This window comes from Stenotrophomonas sp. Ste86 (assembly GCF_024519465.1).
Classification (GTDB): Bacteria; Pseudomonadota; Gammaproteobacteria; order Xanthomonadales; family Xanthomonadaceae; genus Stenotrophomonas.
Map to the genome: position 1 here is coordinate 124,360 of NZ_JALJRW010000010.1, position 17,458 is coordinate 141,817.

The following is a 17,458-nucleotide window of genomic DNA, read 5'->3' on the forward strand; positions in this document are numbered from 1 at the left end:
TGTGCCCTCCGCGCGCGACCGTAGTTGTCGTCTGTGATTCCCATGTCCATCGCAACTCCCACGCCGCGCCTCTCCCACGAAGTGCGCGCCACCGGCCTGCTCGCGCTGCCGCTGGTCCTGGGCCACGTTTCCACCGGCCTGATTTCCTTCGTCGACAACGTCATCGCCGGCCACCACGGCACACAGACGCTGGCTGCGGTCACCATCGGCACCGCGCTGCTGTGGCTGCCGATGCTGATCCCGATCGGTACGCTGATCTCGCTCACCGCCTCGGTGTCGCAGTTGCACGGCGCCGGGCGCGAGCGCGAGATCGGCCCGTTGTTCCGCCAGGCGCTGTGGTTGGCGCTGGGCCTGGGCCTGATCATGTTCACCTTCCTCACCGTGGTGCCACCGCTGCTGCCGGCGTTCGGCATCGCGCCGGACATCGTGCCCGGGGCGACGGCGTTCCTGCATGCGGTGCGCTGGGGCGGACCGGCGCTCACCCTGTACTTCTGCATGCGCTACCTCAGCGAAGGCATGCACTGGACGCTGCCGACCATGATCCTGGGCTTCGGCGGCCTGCTGGTGCTGGCGCCGCTGGGCTATGTGCTGTGTTACGGCAAGCTGGGCTTCCCGGAGATGGGCGCTGAAGGCCTGGGCGTCGCCTCGGCCACGATGATGTGGATCCAGGCGCTGTGTTTTGCCGGTTACCTGTTCAAGACCAAGCGCTTTGCGCACCTGCAGCTGTTCTCGCATTTCGAGGCGCCGCGCTGGGCCGCGATCTGGGACCTGCTGCGCACCGGCCTGCCGATCGGCATCACCGTGCTGATGGAAGGCGGGCTGTTCATCGTCACCGCGCTGCTGATCGGTCGCCTGGGCGCCACCGAAGCGGCCTCGCACCAGATCGCGATCAACGTCGCCCAGCTGTGCTTCATGATCCCGATGGGCGTGGCCGAGGCCACCACCGTGCGCGTCGGCCACGCGGTTGGCAGCGGCAACGGGCTGGGCGTGCGCCGCGCGGCCATCGCCGGGCTGGTGATCATCCTGGGCACGCAGACGCTGTCGGCGCTGGTGCTGTTGTTCGGGCACGACGCCATTGTCGGGGTCTACACCGCCGACATGGGCGTGGCCGCGCTGGCCTCCACACTGCTGCTGTATGCGGCTGCGTTTCAGTTCCCCGACGGCATCCAGGTGCTCTCGGCCGGCGCGCTGCGCGGTCTCAAGGACACCCGCGTGCCGATGTTCATCGCCATGTTCTCGTACTGGGGCCTGGGCATGCCGCTGGGCGCCGGGCTCGGCCTGGGGCTGGGCATGGGGCCGCAGGGCATGTGGCTGGGCCTGATCCTGGGCCTGACCGCCGCGGCCATCCTGATGGCATGGCGGCTGCACGTCAGCAGCCGGCGTGTCGGCAGCCCCATCACCACGGCGGCGTGACGTGCGCCGCCTGACGACCCCCTTACTTGTGTCCGATGCCGGGCTGCCCGGCAACGGCTATGCTGGCACTACGGCAAGAAGCCAACTGGAGTTTTCCCCATGAACCAACCCGCGCGTCGCAATCCCGTCGCCAGCTTCTTCATCGGGCTGTGGGATGTGATGAACTTTACCCGCAGGCTGATCCTCAACCTGGTCTTCTTCGGCCTGCTGTTGCTGGTGCTGATCCTGTTCGTCGTTGCGATGGGCAAGAGCGCCACCGCGGGCAAGTCGCTGCAGGACCGCACCACCCTGGTGATCGCGCCGGAAGGCAAGCTGGTCGAGCAGTACAGTGCCGATCCGGTCAGCCGCGCGCTGGCCAAGGCCGTGGGCGACAACGGCGCCGACGAGGTGCAGCTGCGCGACCTCATCCGCGCGATCGAAGCCGCCCGCGACGACAAGAAGATCGAACGCGTGGTGTTGCAGCTGGACAAGCTGCAGCCCAGCGGTTTCGCCTCGATGCGCGAAGTGGTCGCCGCGCTGCAGGACCTGCGTGCCTCGGGCAAGCAGGTGGTGGCCTTCAGCGAGAACATGAGCCAGTCGCAGTACCTGCTGGCCGCGCAGGCCAACGAGGTCTATCTGGACCCGATGGGCGGCGTGGTGCTGGAAGGCCTCGGCCGTTACCGCCAGTACTTCCGCACCGGCCTGCAGGACAAGCTGGGCGTGGACGTGCATCTGTTCAAGGTGGGCGAGTACAAGTCCGCCGCCGAGCCGTACGTGCTCGATGCGGCCTCGGCGCAGGCCAAGGAAGCGGATCTGTTCTGGATGACCGATGTGTGGCAGCGCTACCTGGGCGACATCGCCAAGGCACGCAAGCTCGACGCCGCGCAGCTGGCCGCCGGCATCGACACCATGCCCGAGGGCATCGCCGCCGCCGGTGGCGACCTGGCCAAGTTCGCCCTGCAGCAGAAGCTGGTCGATGGCCTGAAGACCCGTGAGGAAGTCGAAGACCTGCTGGCCGATCGTGGCGTGGCCGATGAAGACGCCGATGGCGGCTTCCGCAGCGTCAACCTGGACAGCTACCTGTCGGTGCTCGATACCCGTCGTTCGCCGGTGGACTCACGTCCGCAGGTGGCGGTGATCGTGGCGGCCGGTGAAATCGCCGGTGGCGACCTGCCGGCCGGTCGCGTCGGTGGCGTGTCGACCTCGGCGCTGCTGCGCGAAGCGCGCGACGACAAGGACGTGAAGGCCGTGGTGCTGCGCGTGGATTCGCCGGGCGGTGAAGTGTTCGCCTCCGAGCAGATCCGTCGCGAAGTGGTCGCGCTGAAGGCCGCCGGCAAGCCGGTGGTGGTGTCGATGGGGGATCTGGCAGCGTCCGGTGGTTACTGGATCAGCATGAACGCCGACCGCATCTACGCCGATCCGTCGACCATCACCGGGTCGATCGGCATCTTCGGCATGATCCCGAACGTGGCCCGTTCGCTGGACAAGATCGGCGTGCACACCGATGGCGTGGGCACCACCCGCTTCGCCGGTGCGTTCGACATGACCCGTCCGATGGATCCGGCCGTGGGCCAGGTGATCCAGTCGGTGATCAACAAGGGCTACGCCGATTTCACCGGCAAGGTCGCCGACGCCCGCAACAAGCCTGTCGAGGCGGTCGATGAAGTCGCCCGCGGTCGCGTGTGGAGCGGTGCGCAGGCCAAGGAACGTGGCCTGGTCGACGAATTCGGCGGGCTCAAGGCGGCGGTTGCCGACGCCGCCAAGCGCGCCAAGCTGGGCGGCGTGGACAAGGTCCGCGTGCGCTACATCGAGAAGGGCGCCACGCCGTTCGCGCAGTTCATGAGCGGCTTCGCCGGCAGCCATGCCGGTGCGTGGATGCTGGGCGAGTCGGGCATGGCGCGGCTGATGCTGGCCCGTTCGATGCCGGAGCTGGATACCCAGCTGCGCTTCGTCGAAGACGCCGCCCGCGATCCGCGCGGCAGCGCCCCGGTGAAGGCGTTGGCGTATTGCTTCTGCGGGTTCTGACCGGTTGCAACGCGAGATGAAAAAGCCCGGCGAATGCCGGGCTTTTTCTTGGCTCCGACCGCGGTAGAGCCACCCCATGGGGGGCTGCTCTACGATCCGGCGCTGCGCAGCCACCCATGGGGTGGCTCTACCGCGTGCCGCCACCCCATGGGGTGGCGTTGCCGCATTGGTCAGGGTGTTTTGGCTGCGTCGTTTCCTGCGTCATCGGCGGCACGGGTGTCCGGCGCCTTTTCCAGCATGTCGCGCGCGGCCTTGGCCTTGTCGAGTGGCTGCTGCATCGCATCGCGCAGCGCGGTGGCCTGCGGCGCCGGTGGTGTGTCCGGGGCCGGCGCCGGCACGGGTCGGTTGCAGCCGGCTGCGGCCAGCAGCGCAATCAACGGCAGGAGAGTACGGATGTTCATGGCATGCGCCTCGCGATGGGCCGGGGAGGGCAGTGTCGCACCGTCGCGCAGGGCAGGTGTGATGGCGGGTGCGCCGACGCTGCGCGAGTGCTGCGCTATCCTTGCGCAGGACGCGTTGCACGGTGCAACGCGCCAGCAGCAGGGGGCAGTGCCCCGACGCAGGAGACGCATGTGAGCGCGCAACGTTGGCGACTGGACGGACAGACCGCATTGATCACCGGCGCCAGTGCCGGCATCGGCCTGGCCATTGCGCGGGAACTGCTGGGCTTCGGTGCCGACGTGTTGATCGTCGGCCGCGATGCGGACGCGCTCGAAATGGCACGCGATGAACTGGTCGATACCTTTCCCGATCGCGAGATCCATGGCCTGGCCGCCGACGTCTCCGATGACGAAGACCGCCGCGAGATCCTGGACTGGGTCGAAGACCACAGCGATGGCCTGCACCTGCTGATCAACAACGCCGGCGGCAACATCACCAAGCCGGCCACCGAATACACCGAAGACGAATGGCGCGGGATCTTCGAGACCAACCTGTTCTCGGCGTTCGAACTGTCGCGGTACGCACACCCGTTGCTGGCCCGGCATGCGGCCTCGGCGATCGTCAATGTCGGCAGCGTGTCCGGGCTCACCCACGTGCGCAGCGGCGCGGTGTACGGCATGACCAAGGCGGCGATGCACCAGATGACCCGCAACCTGGCGGTGGAATGGGCCGAAGATGGCATCCGGGTCAACGCGGTGGCGCCGTGGTACATCCGCACCCGGCGCACCTCCGGTCCGCTGTCGGACCCGGATTACTACGAAGAAGTAATCGACCGCACCCCGATGCGCCGCATCGGCGAGCCCGAGGAAGTGGCTGCGGCGGTCGGGTTCCTGTGCCTGCCGGCGTCGAGCTATGTCACCGGTGAGTGCATCGCGGTGGACGGCGGTTTCCTGCGTTACGGGTTCTGAGGCCGAGCAACGGTTGGGCTACGGCACGGCGCAATCGCTGTCGGCCAGGATCGCCTGCAACCGCTCGCGCTCGGCGATGGCCCTGGCCTTGTTCTCCGGGGCGGCGAAACGCTCGCTGCCACGTGCATCGCGGAAGCGCTGCTGCCAGCTGCTGCACCGCTGCGCGTCGGCGACGGCTTCGCACTGATCGCGGATCACTTCGCACCCGGCCGCATTGACGGGCGTGTTGCCGCCCAGGCCGGTGACGGTCATCAGCACGCAGTGCGGCGGTGCCGGCTCGCGCTCGTGCAGGTAACGGTTGCCGTCGCTGCCCTGGCACTGGTAGATCTCCGGCAGCGGCGCCTTGGCCACCGCTGCGGCGTCCTTCGCGGCCGCCGCCTCCTGCTGCGCCTGGCGGCGGACCACGTCACTGTCCAGGATGGCGTTGCCTTCGGCTTCCACCGAGGTCTGCACATCGCCCTGCAGGATCGGCAGCGGGGCGTGCTGGAGCATGTCGGCCGTGGCGGTTGCATCGACCACAGGCGCGATGGCCGCTGGCGCGGCAGTGCCGGCAGTCTCGGCGGTCCCCGGCGGTTGGCGCGACGCGGGCGCCACGAAGCGCTCGATGCGCTGCGAGCTGCCCGCCGGGCAGGGCTTGTTCTGCACGGTCAGCGCGCCGTCGGCGTCGGTGCAGCGGAACAGCACCACGTCATCGGCGAGCGCGGCGGCAGACGCAGACAGCAGGGCGGCCAGCAGCAGCGCGCGGGTTGGCAGCGCGGGGCGAGTCGAGCGCGACGCGCACAGGGTGGGAGCGGAAGCTACATGCATCGGCGTGGGTTCGTGCGTGTCGTCGACAGCGCCAAATGCGCCTGCACATTGAAACACGCGTTAGCGGCAGTCGCGGTCCAACCGCGCATCAACGCTGCGTTGCTCGCGACTGAGCGCATCGCGCTCACCCTGCAACGCGCTGTTGTACTGGCGCACCAGCTCCCAGCGGCGGTCCTTGAGGCGCGAACAGACGTCCTGCTGCGGCAATGGCGTGCACTGATCGCGCACCAGCACGTTGCCGGTCGGGATCACCGTGTCGGTGTAGGTGCCCGGGTAGCCCTGGCGTTCCCCTTCCCACTGCGTACTGCCGCCGCCAATGCGGATGCTGCCCCCGCCGTGGCGGCCGCCGCCGGAGACGGTCAGCGCACCGCCGCTGGACTGCACCGACCCCGCGCCCATCGGCGCGATCGGCGGCAATGGCTGCGGTCGCGGCGGTGGTCGGCCGCCGCCGGGAGGGCGGTAACCGGGTCCATAAGGGGCGTACACGCTGGTCCACACCGGCACCCAGCGCGGATTGCCCTCGCCGCTGTCGCTGGTGTAACGGCTGCCGTCATCGCGCACGCATTCGTACAGGGGCTGCGGCGGTTGCACGTGCACATAGCGCACTTCGCGCTGGGGGGCCGCGGGCGTGGGCGCTTGGTCCGGATCGCGGTCGCTGCGCACCACGCGCGGGGCGGGATCACGCGGGCGCTGCATGTCGCGCACTTCCTGGCGGCCATCGCGGCAGGGCGCATCCTGCAGCGCCACCGCGCCGTTGCTACCCACGCAGCGGTACACGCGAACGTTGGCGGCATCCTGCGCCGCCAGCGGCAGGCTGCCGGCGCATAGCAGCAGGGACAGGCTCAGGGCGGTCAGTCGGTGCATGGCCACAGTGTGCGGCTTTGCCGGCACGCACGCAAAACCCGGGCTCAGCTGCGCAGGATGTCGCCGCTGAGCGCGTCGCGGATCGGGGTCGGCTGGGCCAGCCCGCCGGTGTCGCCGTCGATCAGTCCATCCAGCAGGGGCAGCAACGCCGGGTCCAGCTCGGCGCGGGTGCGTGCCGGTGGGCGACCGGCCAGGTTGGCGCTGGTGGACACCAGCGGGCCGCCCCAGGCGCGGCACAGCGCGGCTACCCGCGGATGGGCGCTGATCCGCACCGCAATCCCGCTGTGCTCCCCGGTGATCCAGCGCGGCGCGCGCGGGCCCGCCGGCAGGATCCAGGTGTGCGCGCCGGGCCAACTGGCCAGCACGGCGGCCTGGCGCGATGCGGGCAGCGCCTGCAGACGCACCCAGCCCTCAAGCTGGGCCAGCTCGGCCGCCACCAGGATCATGCCTTTCTCGACGGGACGCTGTTTGATCCGCAGCAGCTTCATCACCGCCGGCTCGTTGCCGGGGTCGCAGCCCAGGCCCCAGACTGCTTCGGTGGGATAGGCGATCACCCCACCGGCGCGCAGCGCAGGCAGGGCGGTATCCAGGGTGAGTACGTTCATGCCGGGATTATCCCCCCGCTACGGCGCAGGGGGATAGACGCAGCGCGGCGAAAGCCGGCTCAGGAAGCGGCTTTCTTGACTGCTTTTTTCACCGCTTTCTTGGCGACCTTCTTTGCCGGGGCCTCCTTGGCTGCCTTCTTTACCGCGGTTTTCTTGGTGGCCGTCTTCTTGACCGCCGCCTTCTTCACCGTCTCGCCCGCCGCCTTCTTGGCCGGGGCCTTCTTGGCGGCGACCTTCTTGGTCGCCTTCTTGCCGAAGCCCTTGCGCACCGGCTTGCCGGTTTCTTCCATCAGCTGCTGCACGTCGGCCAGGGTCAGCGACGCCGGCTCGCGATCCTTGGGGATCTTGCCGTTCATCTTGCCGTCGCTGATGTACGGACCGAACCGACCGTTCAGCACCTGGATCTCGCTGCCCTCGAATTCCTTGATGATCCGGTTGCGCGCGATCTCTTCCTTTTCTTCGATCAGGAAGACCGCCCGGGCCAGGTCGATGGTGTAGGGGTCATCTTCCTTCTTCAGCGAGGCGTAGGTGCTGCCACGCTTGGCGAACGGGCCGAAGCGGCCGATGCCGACGCTGACATCCTCATCCTTGTCCTGGCCCAGCGCGCGCGGCATCAGGAACAGCTCCAGCGCGTCTTCCAGGGCAATGGTGTGCATCGACTGGCCCGGGCGCAACGAGGCGAACTTGGGCTTGTCCTCGGCGTCCTCGGCGGTGCTGCCGATGGCCGCGTACGGCCCGAAGCGGCCCAGCCGGACGCTGACCGGCTTGCCGGTCTTGGGGTCGGTGCCGAGCTCGCGCGCGCCACTGGCCTCGGCACGGTCGACCGATTCGTTCTTTTCCACCACCAGCTTGTTGAACGGGTCCCAGAAGCGGGCCATCAACGGAATCCAGTCTTCCTCGCCACGCGAGACGGCATCGAGTTCGTCTTCGAGCTTGGCGGTGAAGTCGTAGTCCACGTACTGGGTGAAGTGGCTGGACAGGAACTTGGACACCGCTCGGCCGACGTCGGACGGGCGGAAGCTGCGGCCTTCCATTTCCACGTACTTGCGGAACAGCAGCGTCTGGATGATCGAGGCATACGTCGACGGACGGCCGATCCCATATTCTTCCAGCGCCTTGACCAGCGCCGCTTCGGTGAAGCGCGGCGGCGGCTGGGTGAAGTGCTGGTCGGCCACGATGCGATCGAGCGGCACGCGGTCGCCGGGCTTCATCGCCGGCAGCTTGCGGCCTTCGTCGTCGTCCTCGGCGCTCTTGGTGTCCTTGCCTTCTTCGTACACGGCCAGGAAGCCGGGCACCACCACGGTGGTGCCGCTGGCGCGGAACACGTGCTCGCTGCCGGCCGACAGATCCACGCTGACGGTGTTGAGCGTGGCCGGGATCATCTGGCAGGCCACCGCACGCTTCCAGATCAGCTCGTAAAGCTTGCGCTCGTCGTCGGTGAGGAAGCGGGCGACCTGTGCCGGGGTGCGCAACGCCGAGGTCGGACGCACGGCTTCATGCGCTTCCTGGGCGTTCTTGGATTTGGTCTGGTAGGTGTTGGGCTGGTCGGGCAGCGAGGCGATGCCGTAATCGCGGGCGATCACGTCGCGGATCTCGGCCAGCGCGTCCTGGGACAGGTTGACCGAGTCGGTACGCATGTACGAGATCAGGCCGACCGTGCCTTCTTCTTCGCCGATGGCCACGCCTTCGTACAGCTTCTGCGCCACCTGCATGGTCTTGCGGGTAGTGAAGCCGAGCTTGCGCGAGGCTTCCTGCTGCAGCGTGGAAGTGGTGAACGGCGGGGCCGGGCGGCGCTTGCGCTCCTTGCTGGCCACGTCGGTGACGTGCAGGGCGCCCTGCGCCGCCTGCTGGATGCGCAGGCGTGCCGCTTCGGCGGTGTCGCCGTCGGTCACGGTGAACTGTTCGAACTTCTGCCCGTCCAGCTTGATCAGGCGCGCATTGAAGGGCTGCGACGGATGCGCGCAGGCGGCATCGATGCTCCAGTACTCGCGGGCGATGAAGGCTTCGATCTCTTCCTCGCGCTCGACGATCATGCGCAGCGCCGGGCTCTGCACGCGGCCGGCGGACAGGCCGCGCTGCACCTTGCGCCACAGCACCGGGGAGAGATTGAAGCCGACCAGGTAGTCCAGCGCGCGACGCGCCTGCTGGGCATCGACCAGGTCGCCGGCGATCTCGCGCGGATGGCCCATCGCTTCCTTGATGGCACGCGGGGTGATCTCGGTGAAGACCACCCGCTGCATCGGCTTGTCCTTGACCAGCCCGCGTTCCTTCAGGATCTCGGCGATGTGCCAGCTGATCGCTTCACCCTCGCGATCCGGATCGGTTGCCAGGAAGATGTCGTCGGCGGTCTTGGCAGCCTTGACGATGGCATCCACGTGCTTTTCGTTCTTCTCGATGAGGTCGTAGCGCATCGCGAAGTTGTTGTTCGGGTCGACCGCGCCTTCCTTCGGCACGAGGTCGCGCACATGCCCATACGAGGCCAGGACGGTGAAGTCCTTGCCGAGGTATTTGTTGATCGTCTTGGCCTTGGCGGGCGATTCGACGATGAGCAGGTGCTTGGGCATGTCAGTTATTTCTTTGGGCAGCGGCCCGGGGGAGGGCGCTAGGGTGGAGCAAATGGCCGCATTAGTGAAGGGCAGCGGGCGATATCCATAAACTGAACGCCCGGGTATGCGCCGGGCGTTCAGCTTCTTTCTCTTATTAGAGGAATCACGACGGGCTGCTCGTGTCAAGCGGCCCGGTGTGAGGATCCACTCAGGACATCGAGCTGGCGATGACCCCGATCATGGCGATGCCCAGCCCGATAGCGGCCACCGTGGCCAGGCCGGAAATGACCAGGATCACGATCGTGACGGTACCCAGGCCCGGTTCCTGCAGGTGTTCGTTCTCGGTGTAGGCCCATTTGTCGACCACCACCGTGTCGCAGATCATGTCGTGCAGGGCCTGCTTGCGTTCGGTGAAGGCGGCCATGATGAAACCGATCATCAGGGTCAGGCTGCTCAGCAGGAAACCGAAGTAGCGGCCGATACCGCGGCCCAGCGTGAGGCGCTCGCCGTTGCCCCGCACCACCTTGATGCCAACGGCCATTTTGCCCAGCGTCGCGCCGCCCGCCGAAGAATGGAAACCGGCGTAGTAGGCAACGCCCACCACCAGGCTGGCCGCCATCGCCAGCAGGCTCATCACCACGCCCACCGATTCGTTGCCCGACACCGCGCCGATCCCGTTGAAGATCAGGCTGATCGGGACGTTGATCACACCGACCACCAGCGAATCGATGAAGTAGCTGGCAAAGCGCTTCCAGAAGCCGGCATAGACCACGTCACCGCCACTGACCACCGCCGTGCCGGCATAGCTGCTGGCCGCCGGGGCCGTGTACGGCGAATGGGTACCGCCCCCGGTGCCGGGCAACGGCGCGGTGCCGTTGTCGATGGCGGTGTAATCGCCACGCAGGTCGAAGCCGCTGCCGAGGTTCTCGGCCGCGCTGGACAGGTTCTGCAGCTGCAGCTCGTCCACCGCTTCAGACAACGGTTTCCACTGCGGATAGCCTTCGCGCCACACCAGCGTGGCCAGGTTGATCTGCGCGCGCTGGAAACGCAGGCGCAGCTCATCGGCCGTCAACGGGCCCTGGCGTTCCTGGCCATCGGCGAAATACCACTCAGTCATTGCGTCAATCCCCTTTGATTCGTCCATGGACATCGGTCCGGTGTCAGCCGCGGCAATCGAGCGGCAGGTACTTGTCGTCGGCTTCGGAGGTGCAGGTCCAGTGCTGCTGGTCCGGGTCGTAATCCAGCCACAACAGCTTGCCGTCCAGCTTGGTCTGGTCGGGCACCGACAATGCCGCTTCGATGCCGCAATGGCTGTTGTCGAAGCGACCGATATGCACTGCCGCCAGCGCGCCGCTCGCGTAGTCTTCGGCCGCCTGGAAGCCTTCATCGGCATTCACCGGGCAGCGTCCGTTGGTGCTGACGAACTCGACCATCTGCAGCTTGATCGGCGCCAGTTCCGCGACAGCCTGCGTGGTTTTCGCGCGCAGCGTGTATTCCTGATAGGCCGGCAAGGCGATCGCGGCGAGGATGCCGGCAATGCCCACCAGCACCAGCACGCACACGCCGGCCACCAGGCCTGCGATCGCGCAGCCGGACAGGCCCTTGCGCGGCGGCACCGTGCCAGCGGCGAGGGGGGCGGTCGTCGGCGGCGGCGTCGCCACCGGTGGAACCGGCGCGGGGATCTGCGGTGGCACCGGTGCAACCGGCTCCACAGGGACGCTCACGGTGTCGATATCGGCCGGGATGACGGGATCGGATGCGCTGGTCGGGGGCGGCACCAGGACCAGACCGATCTCGTCGGCGACCTCGCGCAGCGGTTGCCACTGCGCCATGCCGTCGCGCCATACCAGCGTATCGGCCGCGATGCGGCTGGACTGGTAAAGCGCGATCAGCTCGTCAGACGCCAGCGGCCCACGCTGCTGGCGATTTCCTTCTGCATAGAACCACTGGCCCACGGCACGCTCCTGAATGCGCAAGGCGCCCAGTGTACGGTCAGTGGAGCGGTTCCGGTTCGTCAATGAACATCTGGGTTTCCATCCAGGCGTACGCCGCCTCGGAACCGGGCTGGTTGAACAGCACCATCAGCACCACCCACTTGAGGTCGTCCAGGTCCAGTTCGTCCTGGTCCAGCGCCATCGCCCGGTCCAGCACCAGCTCGCGCTGGTTGGCGTCGAGGATGCCGTGCTGCTCCAGGAACATCAGGAAACCACGCCCTTCGACGTCAAGCTTGTCCAGCTCCGGCCCGTGATAGATGCGCACGGGGCCATCGACCCGGGCCAGGGTCACGGCAGGCCGCTGGTCGGCCAGGGCATCGAGCCAGTCGAACGCTTTCTTGATTTCGGTGGGGCTGAAGCCGGCCTGTATCAGGCTGTTCTGGAGGGTGTCGCGGTCACGGACAAGGTCCGGATCCTCGCTGAAATAATGTTCGAACAGGTACAGCAGGACATCCAGAATGCTCTCTTTCATTGCCCCTCGGCCTGCGTCAACGACGCTGTGGAGGTGAAGAAACTAGGGTTTTCGACAGTAGCGCCCGTAATGGGCCACCACCTTTCCATCCAGTTCCATGATCAGCAGCATGGCCGACAGCTGGGCCGTCGTCAATCCGCTGCGCTGGATCAATGAATCCATACCCGTTGGGTTGTCATCCAGTGCCTGCCACAAGCGCTGGTAGTTCGGGTCGGAGAAGGGAGGGGCGCCTCGCGCCGCGGGTCGTGCCTGTTCAGTGGGGGCGCCCAGCCGGCTTCGCAAGGCCTGGCCGAGGCTGCCGGCCAGCACGGTCAGCCCGGCGATCACCTCGTCAGGATGCTCCACCAGCTGGGCACCCTCACGGATCAACCGGTGGCAACCACGGGCGCGCGGATTGCGCACCGAGCCGGGCACGGCGAAGACCTCGCGGCCGGCCTCGGCGGCCAGCCGCGCGGTGATCAGCGCACCGGAGCGATGGGCGGCCTCGATCACCAGCGTGCCCAGCGCCAGCCCGGCAATGAGCCGGTTGCGTGCGGGGAACTGATGCGCCTTCGGCGCGATCCCGGGCGGGTACTCGCTGACCACGGCGGCGCGCGCGGCGATCCGCGCCTGCAAGCCGGCGTGGGCCGGCGGATAGGTCTGGTCCAGCCCGGTGGCGACCACCGCCACGGTCAGTCCGCCCGGTACCTGCAGCGCGGCGTCATGGGCCCGCCCATCGACCCCGGCAGCCAGCCCGCTGACCACCGACAGACCGCTACGCGCCAACGCCCCGGCAAATTCCGCGGCCAGCTCGGCGCCGCTGGGGGACGGGGTGCGGCTGCCGACCACGGCCACCCCGGGATGCCACAACGCGGCCGGGTCGCCCTGCACGAACAGGCCCGGTGGCGCCTCCGGCTGGTGGCGCAGCAACACCGGGTAGTCCTCGCCGGTGATGGACAGCAGGTGGTGGTCCGGTTCGGCCAACCATGCCTGTGCGCGGGCCAACAGGGCGGGATCGGGTGTCGCCAGGCGGCTGCACTGGCCGGGGCTGCAACCGGCCGCGCGCCAGGCAGCCGGGCCGGCGCGCAGGGCGTGGCCGGCATCGCCGTGCTGCTCCAGCAGGCGGCGGCGCGAAGGCACGCTGCCGCCGGCCAGGGCCAGCCGCAGCACGGCGTCGGAATCATCGGTGAGAAGGGGGCTCATCCCCTCAGGCTAGGCCGCATACGCCGACGGCGCCCTGGGGCGCCGTCGGAGTGTTGCGTCAGGAATTGCCGCGTTACTGCGCGTCGGGGTGCTTGGCCGCATAGCCGACCTGGACCGGCTTGACCCCCTGCATCACCAGCGCGTAGCTGACCTTGTCGAAGGTGCGGAACACCATCGCATGGGCGGCGTACTCGTCGGGCAGGGTGATCCGGCCGGCGCCGTCGGTCAGCGAATCGTCCATCCGCGACGAACCGGGGTACTTCATCGTGTTGGCCACGTGGCGGCCCTGGCGCCACAGCGACACTACGGTGCCGTTGTCGATGCCATTGGCGCTGCCGGCGGAGATGGCGATGACATCACGCGGGCCCCCGGACAGGAACATGTCCGTCACCGCCAGCACGCGGATGTCCAGGCCTGCGCTCTGGGCTGCCGGGACATGCGGGAAGAACTGCAGGTCGTAAGGATTGGCTTCGACCGGCACCAGACGATCGCCGTTGCGTACTTCACGCGCGCCGATCTGGGTCTGCAGGGCGATGGTGGTCACATCGACATTGCCGGAGGCAACCTTGGTGACCGTGCCTATGTTGACCTGGGCCAGCTCGTAGCCCAGCGTCTGGTTGCGCTTGCTGGGCACGAAATAGTTCTTCCAGACGTTGCCGCTGCCTGGCGTGACCTCACCGCGGGCGGTCAGCTCTTCGGTCGGCTTGGGCAGGGCGTAGCGGACGGTCGGACGGACCACCGCGTAGCGCTGGCCCACTTCCGCCCCGTCCAGGCCGCGCACGTAGGCAACCTGGCCGTTGGTGGCGCGCAGGCGGTTGTCTTCCAGGCCGGCCACGAACGGCAGCGACTTGATCTCATCGACCACGCTGAGCTGCTTCAGGAACGGTTCGACCTGATCCAGCGGGATCGCATTGATCGGCGCTTCCTGGCGCGGGCCGGGCTGGGCCACGACGCGGTCCAGGTAGGCCAGGCTGAGTACGTCGCCCGGGTAGATGAGATGCGGGTTCTTGACCTGCGGATTGGCCTGCCAGATCTCCGGCCACAACCACGGCTTTTTCAGGAAGCGCGCGGAAATGTCCCACAAGGTATCGCCCTTGCGGACGACGTAGGTATCCGGGTGCCCGCCATTCACTTCAACGGCGGTAGCATAGGTGGCGACGGTCAACATCGCCACGGCGACGACCGTACGAGTACGTTCAAACATAGGTGTGGTGCCTGATTCCCCAACAGGTGCCCGCACTATAGTCCAGAAACCGGGGCGCAGGGCAAGCGTTGGCGATAGAATTGCGACGTACGCCGCTTTGACCGGCGCCCCCTACCGGTATTTGCCATGGCTATCCTGCCTATCCTCGAGTTCCCCGACCCGCGCCTGCGCACCAAGGCTGCGCTGCTCGAACCCGCCGAAGTGACCGCCCCGGCGTTCCAGGAACTGATCGACAACATGTTCCACACCATGTACGACGCCCCGGGCATCGGCCTGGCCGCCAGCCAGGTGGATGTGCACAAGCGCTTCATGGTCATCGACGTCAGCGAAGAGAAGGACACCCCGCAGGTGTTCATCAACCCGGAGATCGTGGCCAGCGAAGGCGGCCAGGTTTACCAGGAAGGCTGCCTGTCGGTGCCGGGCATCTTTGCCGATGTGACCCGCGCCAACGACATCACCGTGCGCTACCTCGACCGCCAGGGCCAGCCCCAGGAGCTGACCACCGATGGCGTGCTGGCCGTGTGCATCCAGCACGAGATGGACCACCTGGACGGCAAGCTGTTCATCGACTACCTCTCGCCGCTCAAGCGCGAGATGGTGCGCAAGAAGCTGGCCAAGCAGCGCAAGCACGTTGCCTGAGATGGCCACGGGCACGGCCGCGCGGGCTGACCGCGCGCCGCACCCGGTTGTTCGGCGCCGGTCACCGGCGCCGTTTTACTTTCTGCAAGTGGGGTTGCCATGAAGATTGTCTTTGCCGGTACGCCGGAGTTCGCCGTGTCCTCGCTGCGCGTGGCGGCGCGCCACCATGAAGTGGTGGCCGTGTACACCCAGCCGGACCGCCCGGCCGGACGCGGGCGCGGGCTGATGCCCTCGCCGGTGAAGCTGGAGGCGATCGCGCGTGGCATCCCGGTGTTCCAGCCGGAAACCCTCAAGACCCCCGAAGCCCAGCAGCAGCTGCGCGACCTGCAGCCGGACCTGATGGTGGTGGTGGCCTACGGGTTGATCCTGCCCAAGGCCGTGCTGTCCATCCCCACCCACGGCTGCTGGAACGTGCATGCCTCGCTGCTGCCGCGCTGGCGTGGCGCCGCGCCGATCCAGCGCGCGATCCAGGCCGGCGACACCGAAAGCGGCGTGTGCCTGATGCAGATGGAAGTGGGCCTGGACACCGGCCCGGTCCTGCTCAGGCAGCACGTCGCGATCGGCGCCAGCGACACCGGCGGCCACCTGCACGACCGCCTGGCCGAACTGGGCGCGCAGGTGCTGTCCGATGGCCTGGGCCTGCTGCGCGCGGGGATCAAGCCGATTGCCCAGCCGCAGCCGGAGGCCGGGGTGACCTACGCGCACAAGCTGGACAAGGCCGAAGCGCGGCTGGACTGGGCACAGGATGCCCAGGCGCTGGAGCGCACCGTGCGCGCCTTCAATCCGTGGCCGATCGCCGAGGCCACGCTGGCCGGCGAACGCGTGCGCATTCACGGCGCGGTGGCCCTGCCGGACAACCAGGGCCAGGCCCCGGGCACCCTGCTGGCCGCCTCGCGCGACGGCATCGACATCGCCTGCGGGCAAGGCGCGCTGCGCCTGCGCGTGCTGCAGCGCGAGGGGGGCAAGGCGATCACCGCCGCCGACTACCTCAATGCGCGCCGTGACCTGGTCGTGGGCGCCTGAGATGACCCAGACCCGTGACAACAAGGCGGCCCCGCGCGCGGCCATGGCACCGGGCGTGCCTACCCGGGTGCTCGCCGCCAAGGTCCTGGCCCAGGTGATCGGCCGTGGCCGCTCGCTCAAGGCCGAGCTGACCCAGGCCTTGCCGCAGCTGGATGACAGCCGCGACCGTGCGCTGCTGGAGGCGCTGTGCTTTGCCGTGCTGCGCCGTCGTGGTGCATACGATGCAGCTCTGGCGCAGTGGATGCAGCGGCCGTTGAGCGTGCGCGAGGACGAGCTGCGTGCCCTGTTGCTGGTCGGTTTCGCCCAGCTCGATGCCCTGGATCTTCCGGCCCACGCGGCGTTGTCGGCGACGGTGGAAGCGGCGCGGGCGATGGGCCGCGACCGCCAGGCCGGCATGGTCAACGCCCTGCTGCGCCGCGCACAGCGCGATGGCATCCCGCGGGCGCCGGCGCGCGATGCGTTCCCGGACTGGCTGGCGGCAAAGGTCGAGCAGGACTGGCCGGAACAGGCCGACGCCGTGTTCAGTGCCAGCCTGGTGGCCGCGCCCCTGTGGCTGCGGGTCAACCGCCAGCACGGCACCCGCGAAAGCATGCTCGAGCAACTGGCGGCCGCCGGCATTGCCGCCGAGACCTCGGCGCTGGGCAGCGATGCGATCTGCCTGCCGGTGCCGGTGGCGGTATCGGCGCTGCCCGGGTTCGCCGAGGGCGCGTTGTCGGTGCAGGACCTGTCGGCCCAGCAGGTCGCCGACGCCCTGGCGCCGCGTACCGGCGCGCGGGTGCTCGATGCCTGCGCCGCCCCCGGTGGCAAGTCCGCGCACCTGCTCGAGCGCGATCCGACCCTGCAGCTGCTGGCACTGGACATCGATCCGCGCCGGCTCAAACGCATCAGCGAGACCTTCGTGCGCACCGGCGTCGGTGCGCAGGCACAGGTGCTGGCCGCCGACGCCACCGATCCGGACAGCTGGTGGGACGGCCAACCCTTCGACTGCATCCTGCTGGACGCACCGTGCTCGGCCACCGGCATCATCCGCCGCCAGCCCGACGTGCTGCTGCACCGCCGCGCGACCGATATCGAGGCGCTGGTCGCGCTGCAGGCGCGCCTGTTGGATGCGTGCTTCCGGATGCTCGCCCCCGGCGGCACCCTGCTGTATGCGACATGCTCGATCCTGCGCGAAGAAAACCAGTTCCAGGTCGAAGACTTCCTCCAGCGCACCCCCCGCGCAGGCTTCCTGCCATTGGATGAACGCTTCGGCCACGACTCGTGGGCCGGGCGCCAGCGCCTGCCCGGTGAAGAAGGTGCAGACGGCTTCTTCTACGCGCGTCTGCTAAAAAAGGGCTGATCCAATACCGCCAGACA

The 17,458-nt window shown here is 68.1% G+C and carries 16 protein-coding genes; 6 read left to right on the top strand and 10 right to left on the bottom strand.

Going from position 1 to position 17,458, the window contains the following annotated elements; translation table 11 throughout:
* Positions 1 to 42: 42 nt before the first annotated feature.
* Positions 43 to 1,413, top strand: coding sequence for an MATE family efflux transporter (locus NR101_RS11135; RefSeq protein WP_256775947.1), 1,371 nt, complete (start codon positions 43 to 45; stop codon positions 1,411 to 1,413).
* A 99-nt stretch (positions 1,414 to 1,512) separates the two neighbouring features.
* Entirely contained in the window at positions 1,513 to 3,417 is a 1,905-nt protein-coding gene (gene sppA / locus NR101_RS11140; protein ID WP_256775946.1) for a signal peptide peptidase SppA, read from the top strand.
* Positions 3,418 to 3,587: 170 nt separating this feature from the next.
* Here sppA and NR101_RS11145 read toward each other — a convergent pair whose 3' ends face one another.
* The gene (locus tag NR101_RS11145; protein WP_256775945.1) at positions 3,588 to 3,818 is read right to left on the bottom strand and encodes a hypothetical protein; all 231 of its coding nucleotides are present in this window, start codon (positions 3,816 to 3,818) and stop codon (positions 3,588 to 3,590) included.
* 171 nt (positions 3,819 to 3,989) lie between these two features.
* On the opposite strand from NR101_RS11145, the gene NR101_RS11150 reads away from it, so the two are divergent.
* Positions 3,990 to 4,766 (top strand): SDR family oxidoreductase, encoded by a 777-nt coding sequence (locus NR101_RS11150; RefSeq protein WP_256775944.1) that lies wholly within the window; start codon positions 3,990 to 3,992, stop codon positions 4,764 to 4,766.
* Positions 4,767 to 4,784: 18 nt separating this feature from the next.
* On the opposite strand, the gene NR101_RS11155 is transcribed toward NR101_RS11150, so the two are convergent.
* From NR101_RS11155 to NR101_RS11195, 9 genes are all read right to left on the bottom strand, one after another.
* Positions 4,785 to 5,573: a hypothetical protein gene (locus NR101_RS11155; RefSeq protein ID WP_256775943.1), complete on the bottom strand. Its 789-nt coding sequence runs from the start codon at positions 5,571 to 5,573 to the stop codon at positions 4,785 to 4,787.
* Between the two features lie 60 nt (positions 5,574 to 5,633).
* Positions 5,634 to 6,437 (bottom strand): DUF4124 domain-containing protein, encoded by an 804-nt coding sequence (locus NR101_RS11160; protein ID WP_256775942.1) that lies wholly within the window; start codon positions 6,435 to 6,437, stop codon positions 5,634 to 5,636.
* A 44-nt stretch (positions 6,438 to 6,481) separates the two neighbouring features.
* Positions 6,482 to 7,042 (bottom strand): Sua5/YciO/YrdC/YwlC family protein, encoded by a 561-nt coding sequence (locus NR101_RS11165; RefSeq protein WP_256775941.1) that lies wholly within the window; start codon positions 7,040 to 7,042, stop codon positions 6,482 to 6,484.
* Between the two features lie 59 nt (positions 7,043 to 7,101).
* Entirely contained in the window at positions 7,102 to 9,606 is a 2,505-nt protein-coding gene (locus NR101_RS11170) for a DNA topoisomerase I (protein ID WP_256775940.1), read from the bottom strand.
* 190 nt (positions 9,607 to 9,796) lie between these two features.
* On the bottom strand, positions 9,797 to 10,705 hold the full coding sequence (locus NR101_RS11175; protein WP_256775939.1) for an RDD family protein: 909 nt from the start codon (positions 10,703 to 10,705) through the stop codon (positions 9,797 to 9,799).
* A gap of 43 nt (positions 10,706 to 10,748) precedes the next feature.
* On the bottom strand, positions 10,749 to 11,543 hold the full coding sequence (locus tag NR101_RS11180) for a GYF domain-containing protein (RefSeq protein ID WP_256775938.1): 795 nt from the start codon (positions 11,541 to 11,543) through the stop codon (positions 10,749 to 10,751).
* Positions 11,544 to 11,580: 37 nt separating this feature from the next.
* On the bottom strand, positions 11,581 to 12,054 hold the full coding sequence (locus tag NR101_RS11185; RefSeq protein ID WP_256775937.1) for a DUF494 family protein: 474 nt from the start codon (positions 12,052 to 12,054) through the stop codon (positions 11,581 to 11,583).
* A 42-nt stretch (positions 12,055 to 12,096) separates the two neighbouring features.
* A complete protein-coding gene (gene dprA / locus NR101_RS11190) occupies positions 12,097 to 13,236 on the bottom strand; it encodes a DNA-processing protein DprA (protein WP_256775936.1) in 1,140 nt (379 codons plus the stop codon).
* Between the two features lie 73 nt (positions 13,237 to 13,309).
* A complete protein-coding gene (locus tag NR101_RS11195) occupies positions 13,310 to 14,440 on the bottom strand; it encodes a LysM peptidoglycan-binding domain-containing protein (protein WP_256775935.1) in 1,131 nt (376 codons plus the stop codon).
* 126 nt (positions 14,441 to 14,566) lie between these two features.
* Between NR101_RS11195 and def the strand changes: the two genes are divergently transcribed.
* The 3 genes from def (at position 14,567) to rsmB (ending at position 17,441) form a co-directional block, all read left to right on the top strand.
* A complete protein-coding gene (gene def / locus NR101_RS11200) occupies positions 14,567 to 15,079 on the top strand; it encodes a peptide deformylase (RefSeq protein WP_256775934.1) in 513 nt (170 codons plus the stop codon).
* A gap of 99 nt (positions 15,080 to 15,178) precedes the next feature.
* A complete protein-coding gene (gene fmt / locus NR101_RS11205) occupies positions 15,179 to 16,102 on the top strand; it encodes a methionyl-tRNA formyltransferase (RefSeq protein ID WP_256775933.1) in 924 nt (307 codons plus the stop codon).
* Between the two features lies 1 nt (position 16,103).
* Positions 16,104 to 17,441, top strand: coding sequence for a 16S rRNA (cytosine(967)-C(5))-methyltransferase RsmB (gene rsmB, locus NR101_RS11210; protein ID WP_256775932.1), 1,338 nt, complete (start codon positions 16,104 to 16,106; stop codon positions 17,439 to 17,441).
* Positions 17,442 to 17,458 lie beyond the last annotated feature (17 nt).

Coding starts and splice junctions, on each gene's coding strand:
- NR101_RS11185 (WP_256775937.1), bottom strand. CDS start 12,054: ATGAAAGAGAGCATTCTGGATGTCCTGCTGTACCTGTTCGAACATTAT.
- NR101_RS11175 (WP_256775939.1), bottom strand. CDS start 10,705: ATGACTGAGTGGTATTTCGCCGATGGCCAGGAACGCCAGGGCCCGTTG.
- dprA (WP_256775936.1), bottom strand. CDS start 13,236: ATGAGCCCCCTTCTCACCGATGATTCCGACGCCGTGCTGCGGCTGGCC.
- NR101_RS11155 (WP_256775943.1), bottom strand. CDS start 5,573: ATGCATGTAGCTTCCGCTCCCACCCTGTGCGCGTCGCGCTCGACTCGC.
- NR101_RS11160 (WP_256775942.1), bottom strand. CDS start 6,437: ATGCACCGACTGACCGCCCTGAGCCTGTCCCTGCTGCTATGCGCCGGC.
- NR101_RS11170 (WP_256775940.1), bottom strand. CDS start 9,606: ATGCCCAAGCACCTGCTCATCGTCGAATCGCCCGCCAAGGCCAAGACG.
- sppA (WP_256775946.1), top strand. CDS start 1,513: ATGAACCAACCCGCGCGTCGCAATCCCGTCGCCAGCTTCTTCATCGGG.
- NR101_RS11135 (WP_256775947.1), top strand. CDS start 43: ATGTCCATCGCAACTCCCACGCCGCGCCTCTCCCACGAAGTGCGCGCC.
- fmt (WP_256775933.1), top strand. CDS start 15,179: ATGAAGATTGTCTTTGCCGGTACGCCGGAGTTCGCCGTGTCCTCGCTG.
- rsmB (WP_256775932.1), top strand. CDS start 16,104: ATGACCCAGACCCGTGACAACAAGGCGGCCCCGCGCGCGGCCATGGCA.
- def (WP_256775934.1), top strand. CDS start 14,567: ATGGCTATCCTGCCTATCCTCGAGTTCCCCGACCCGCGCCTGCGCACC.
- NR101_RS11145 (WP_256775945.1), bottom strand. CDS start 3,818: ATGAACATCCGTACTCTCCTGCCGTTGATTGCGCTGCTGGCCGCAGCC.
- NR101_RS11165 (WP_256775941.1), bottom strand. CDS start 7,042: ATGAACGTACTCACCCTGGATACCGCCCTGCCTGCGCTGCGCGCCGGT.
- NR101_RS11195 (WP_256775935.1), bottom strand. CDS start 14,440: ATGTTTGAACGTACTCGTACGGTCGTCGCCGTGGCGATGTTGACCGTC.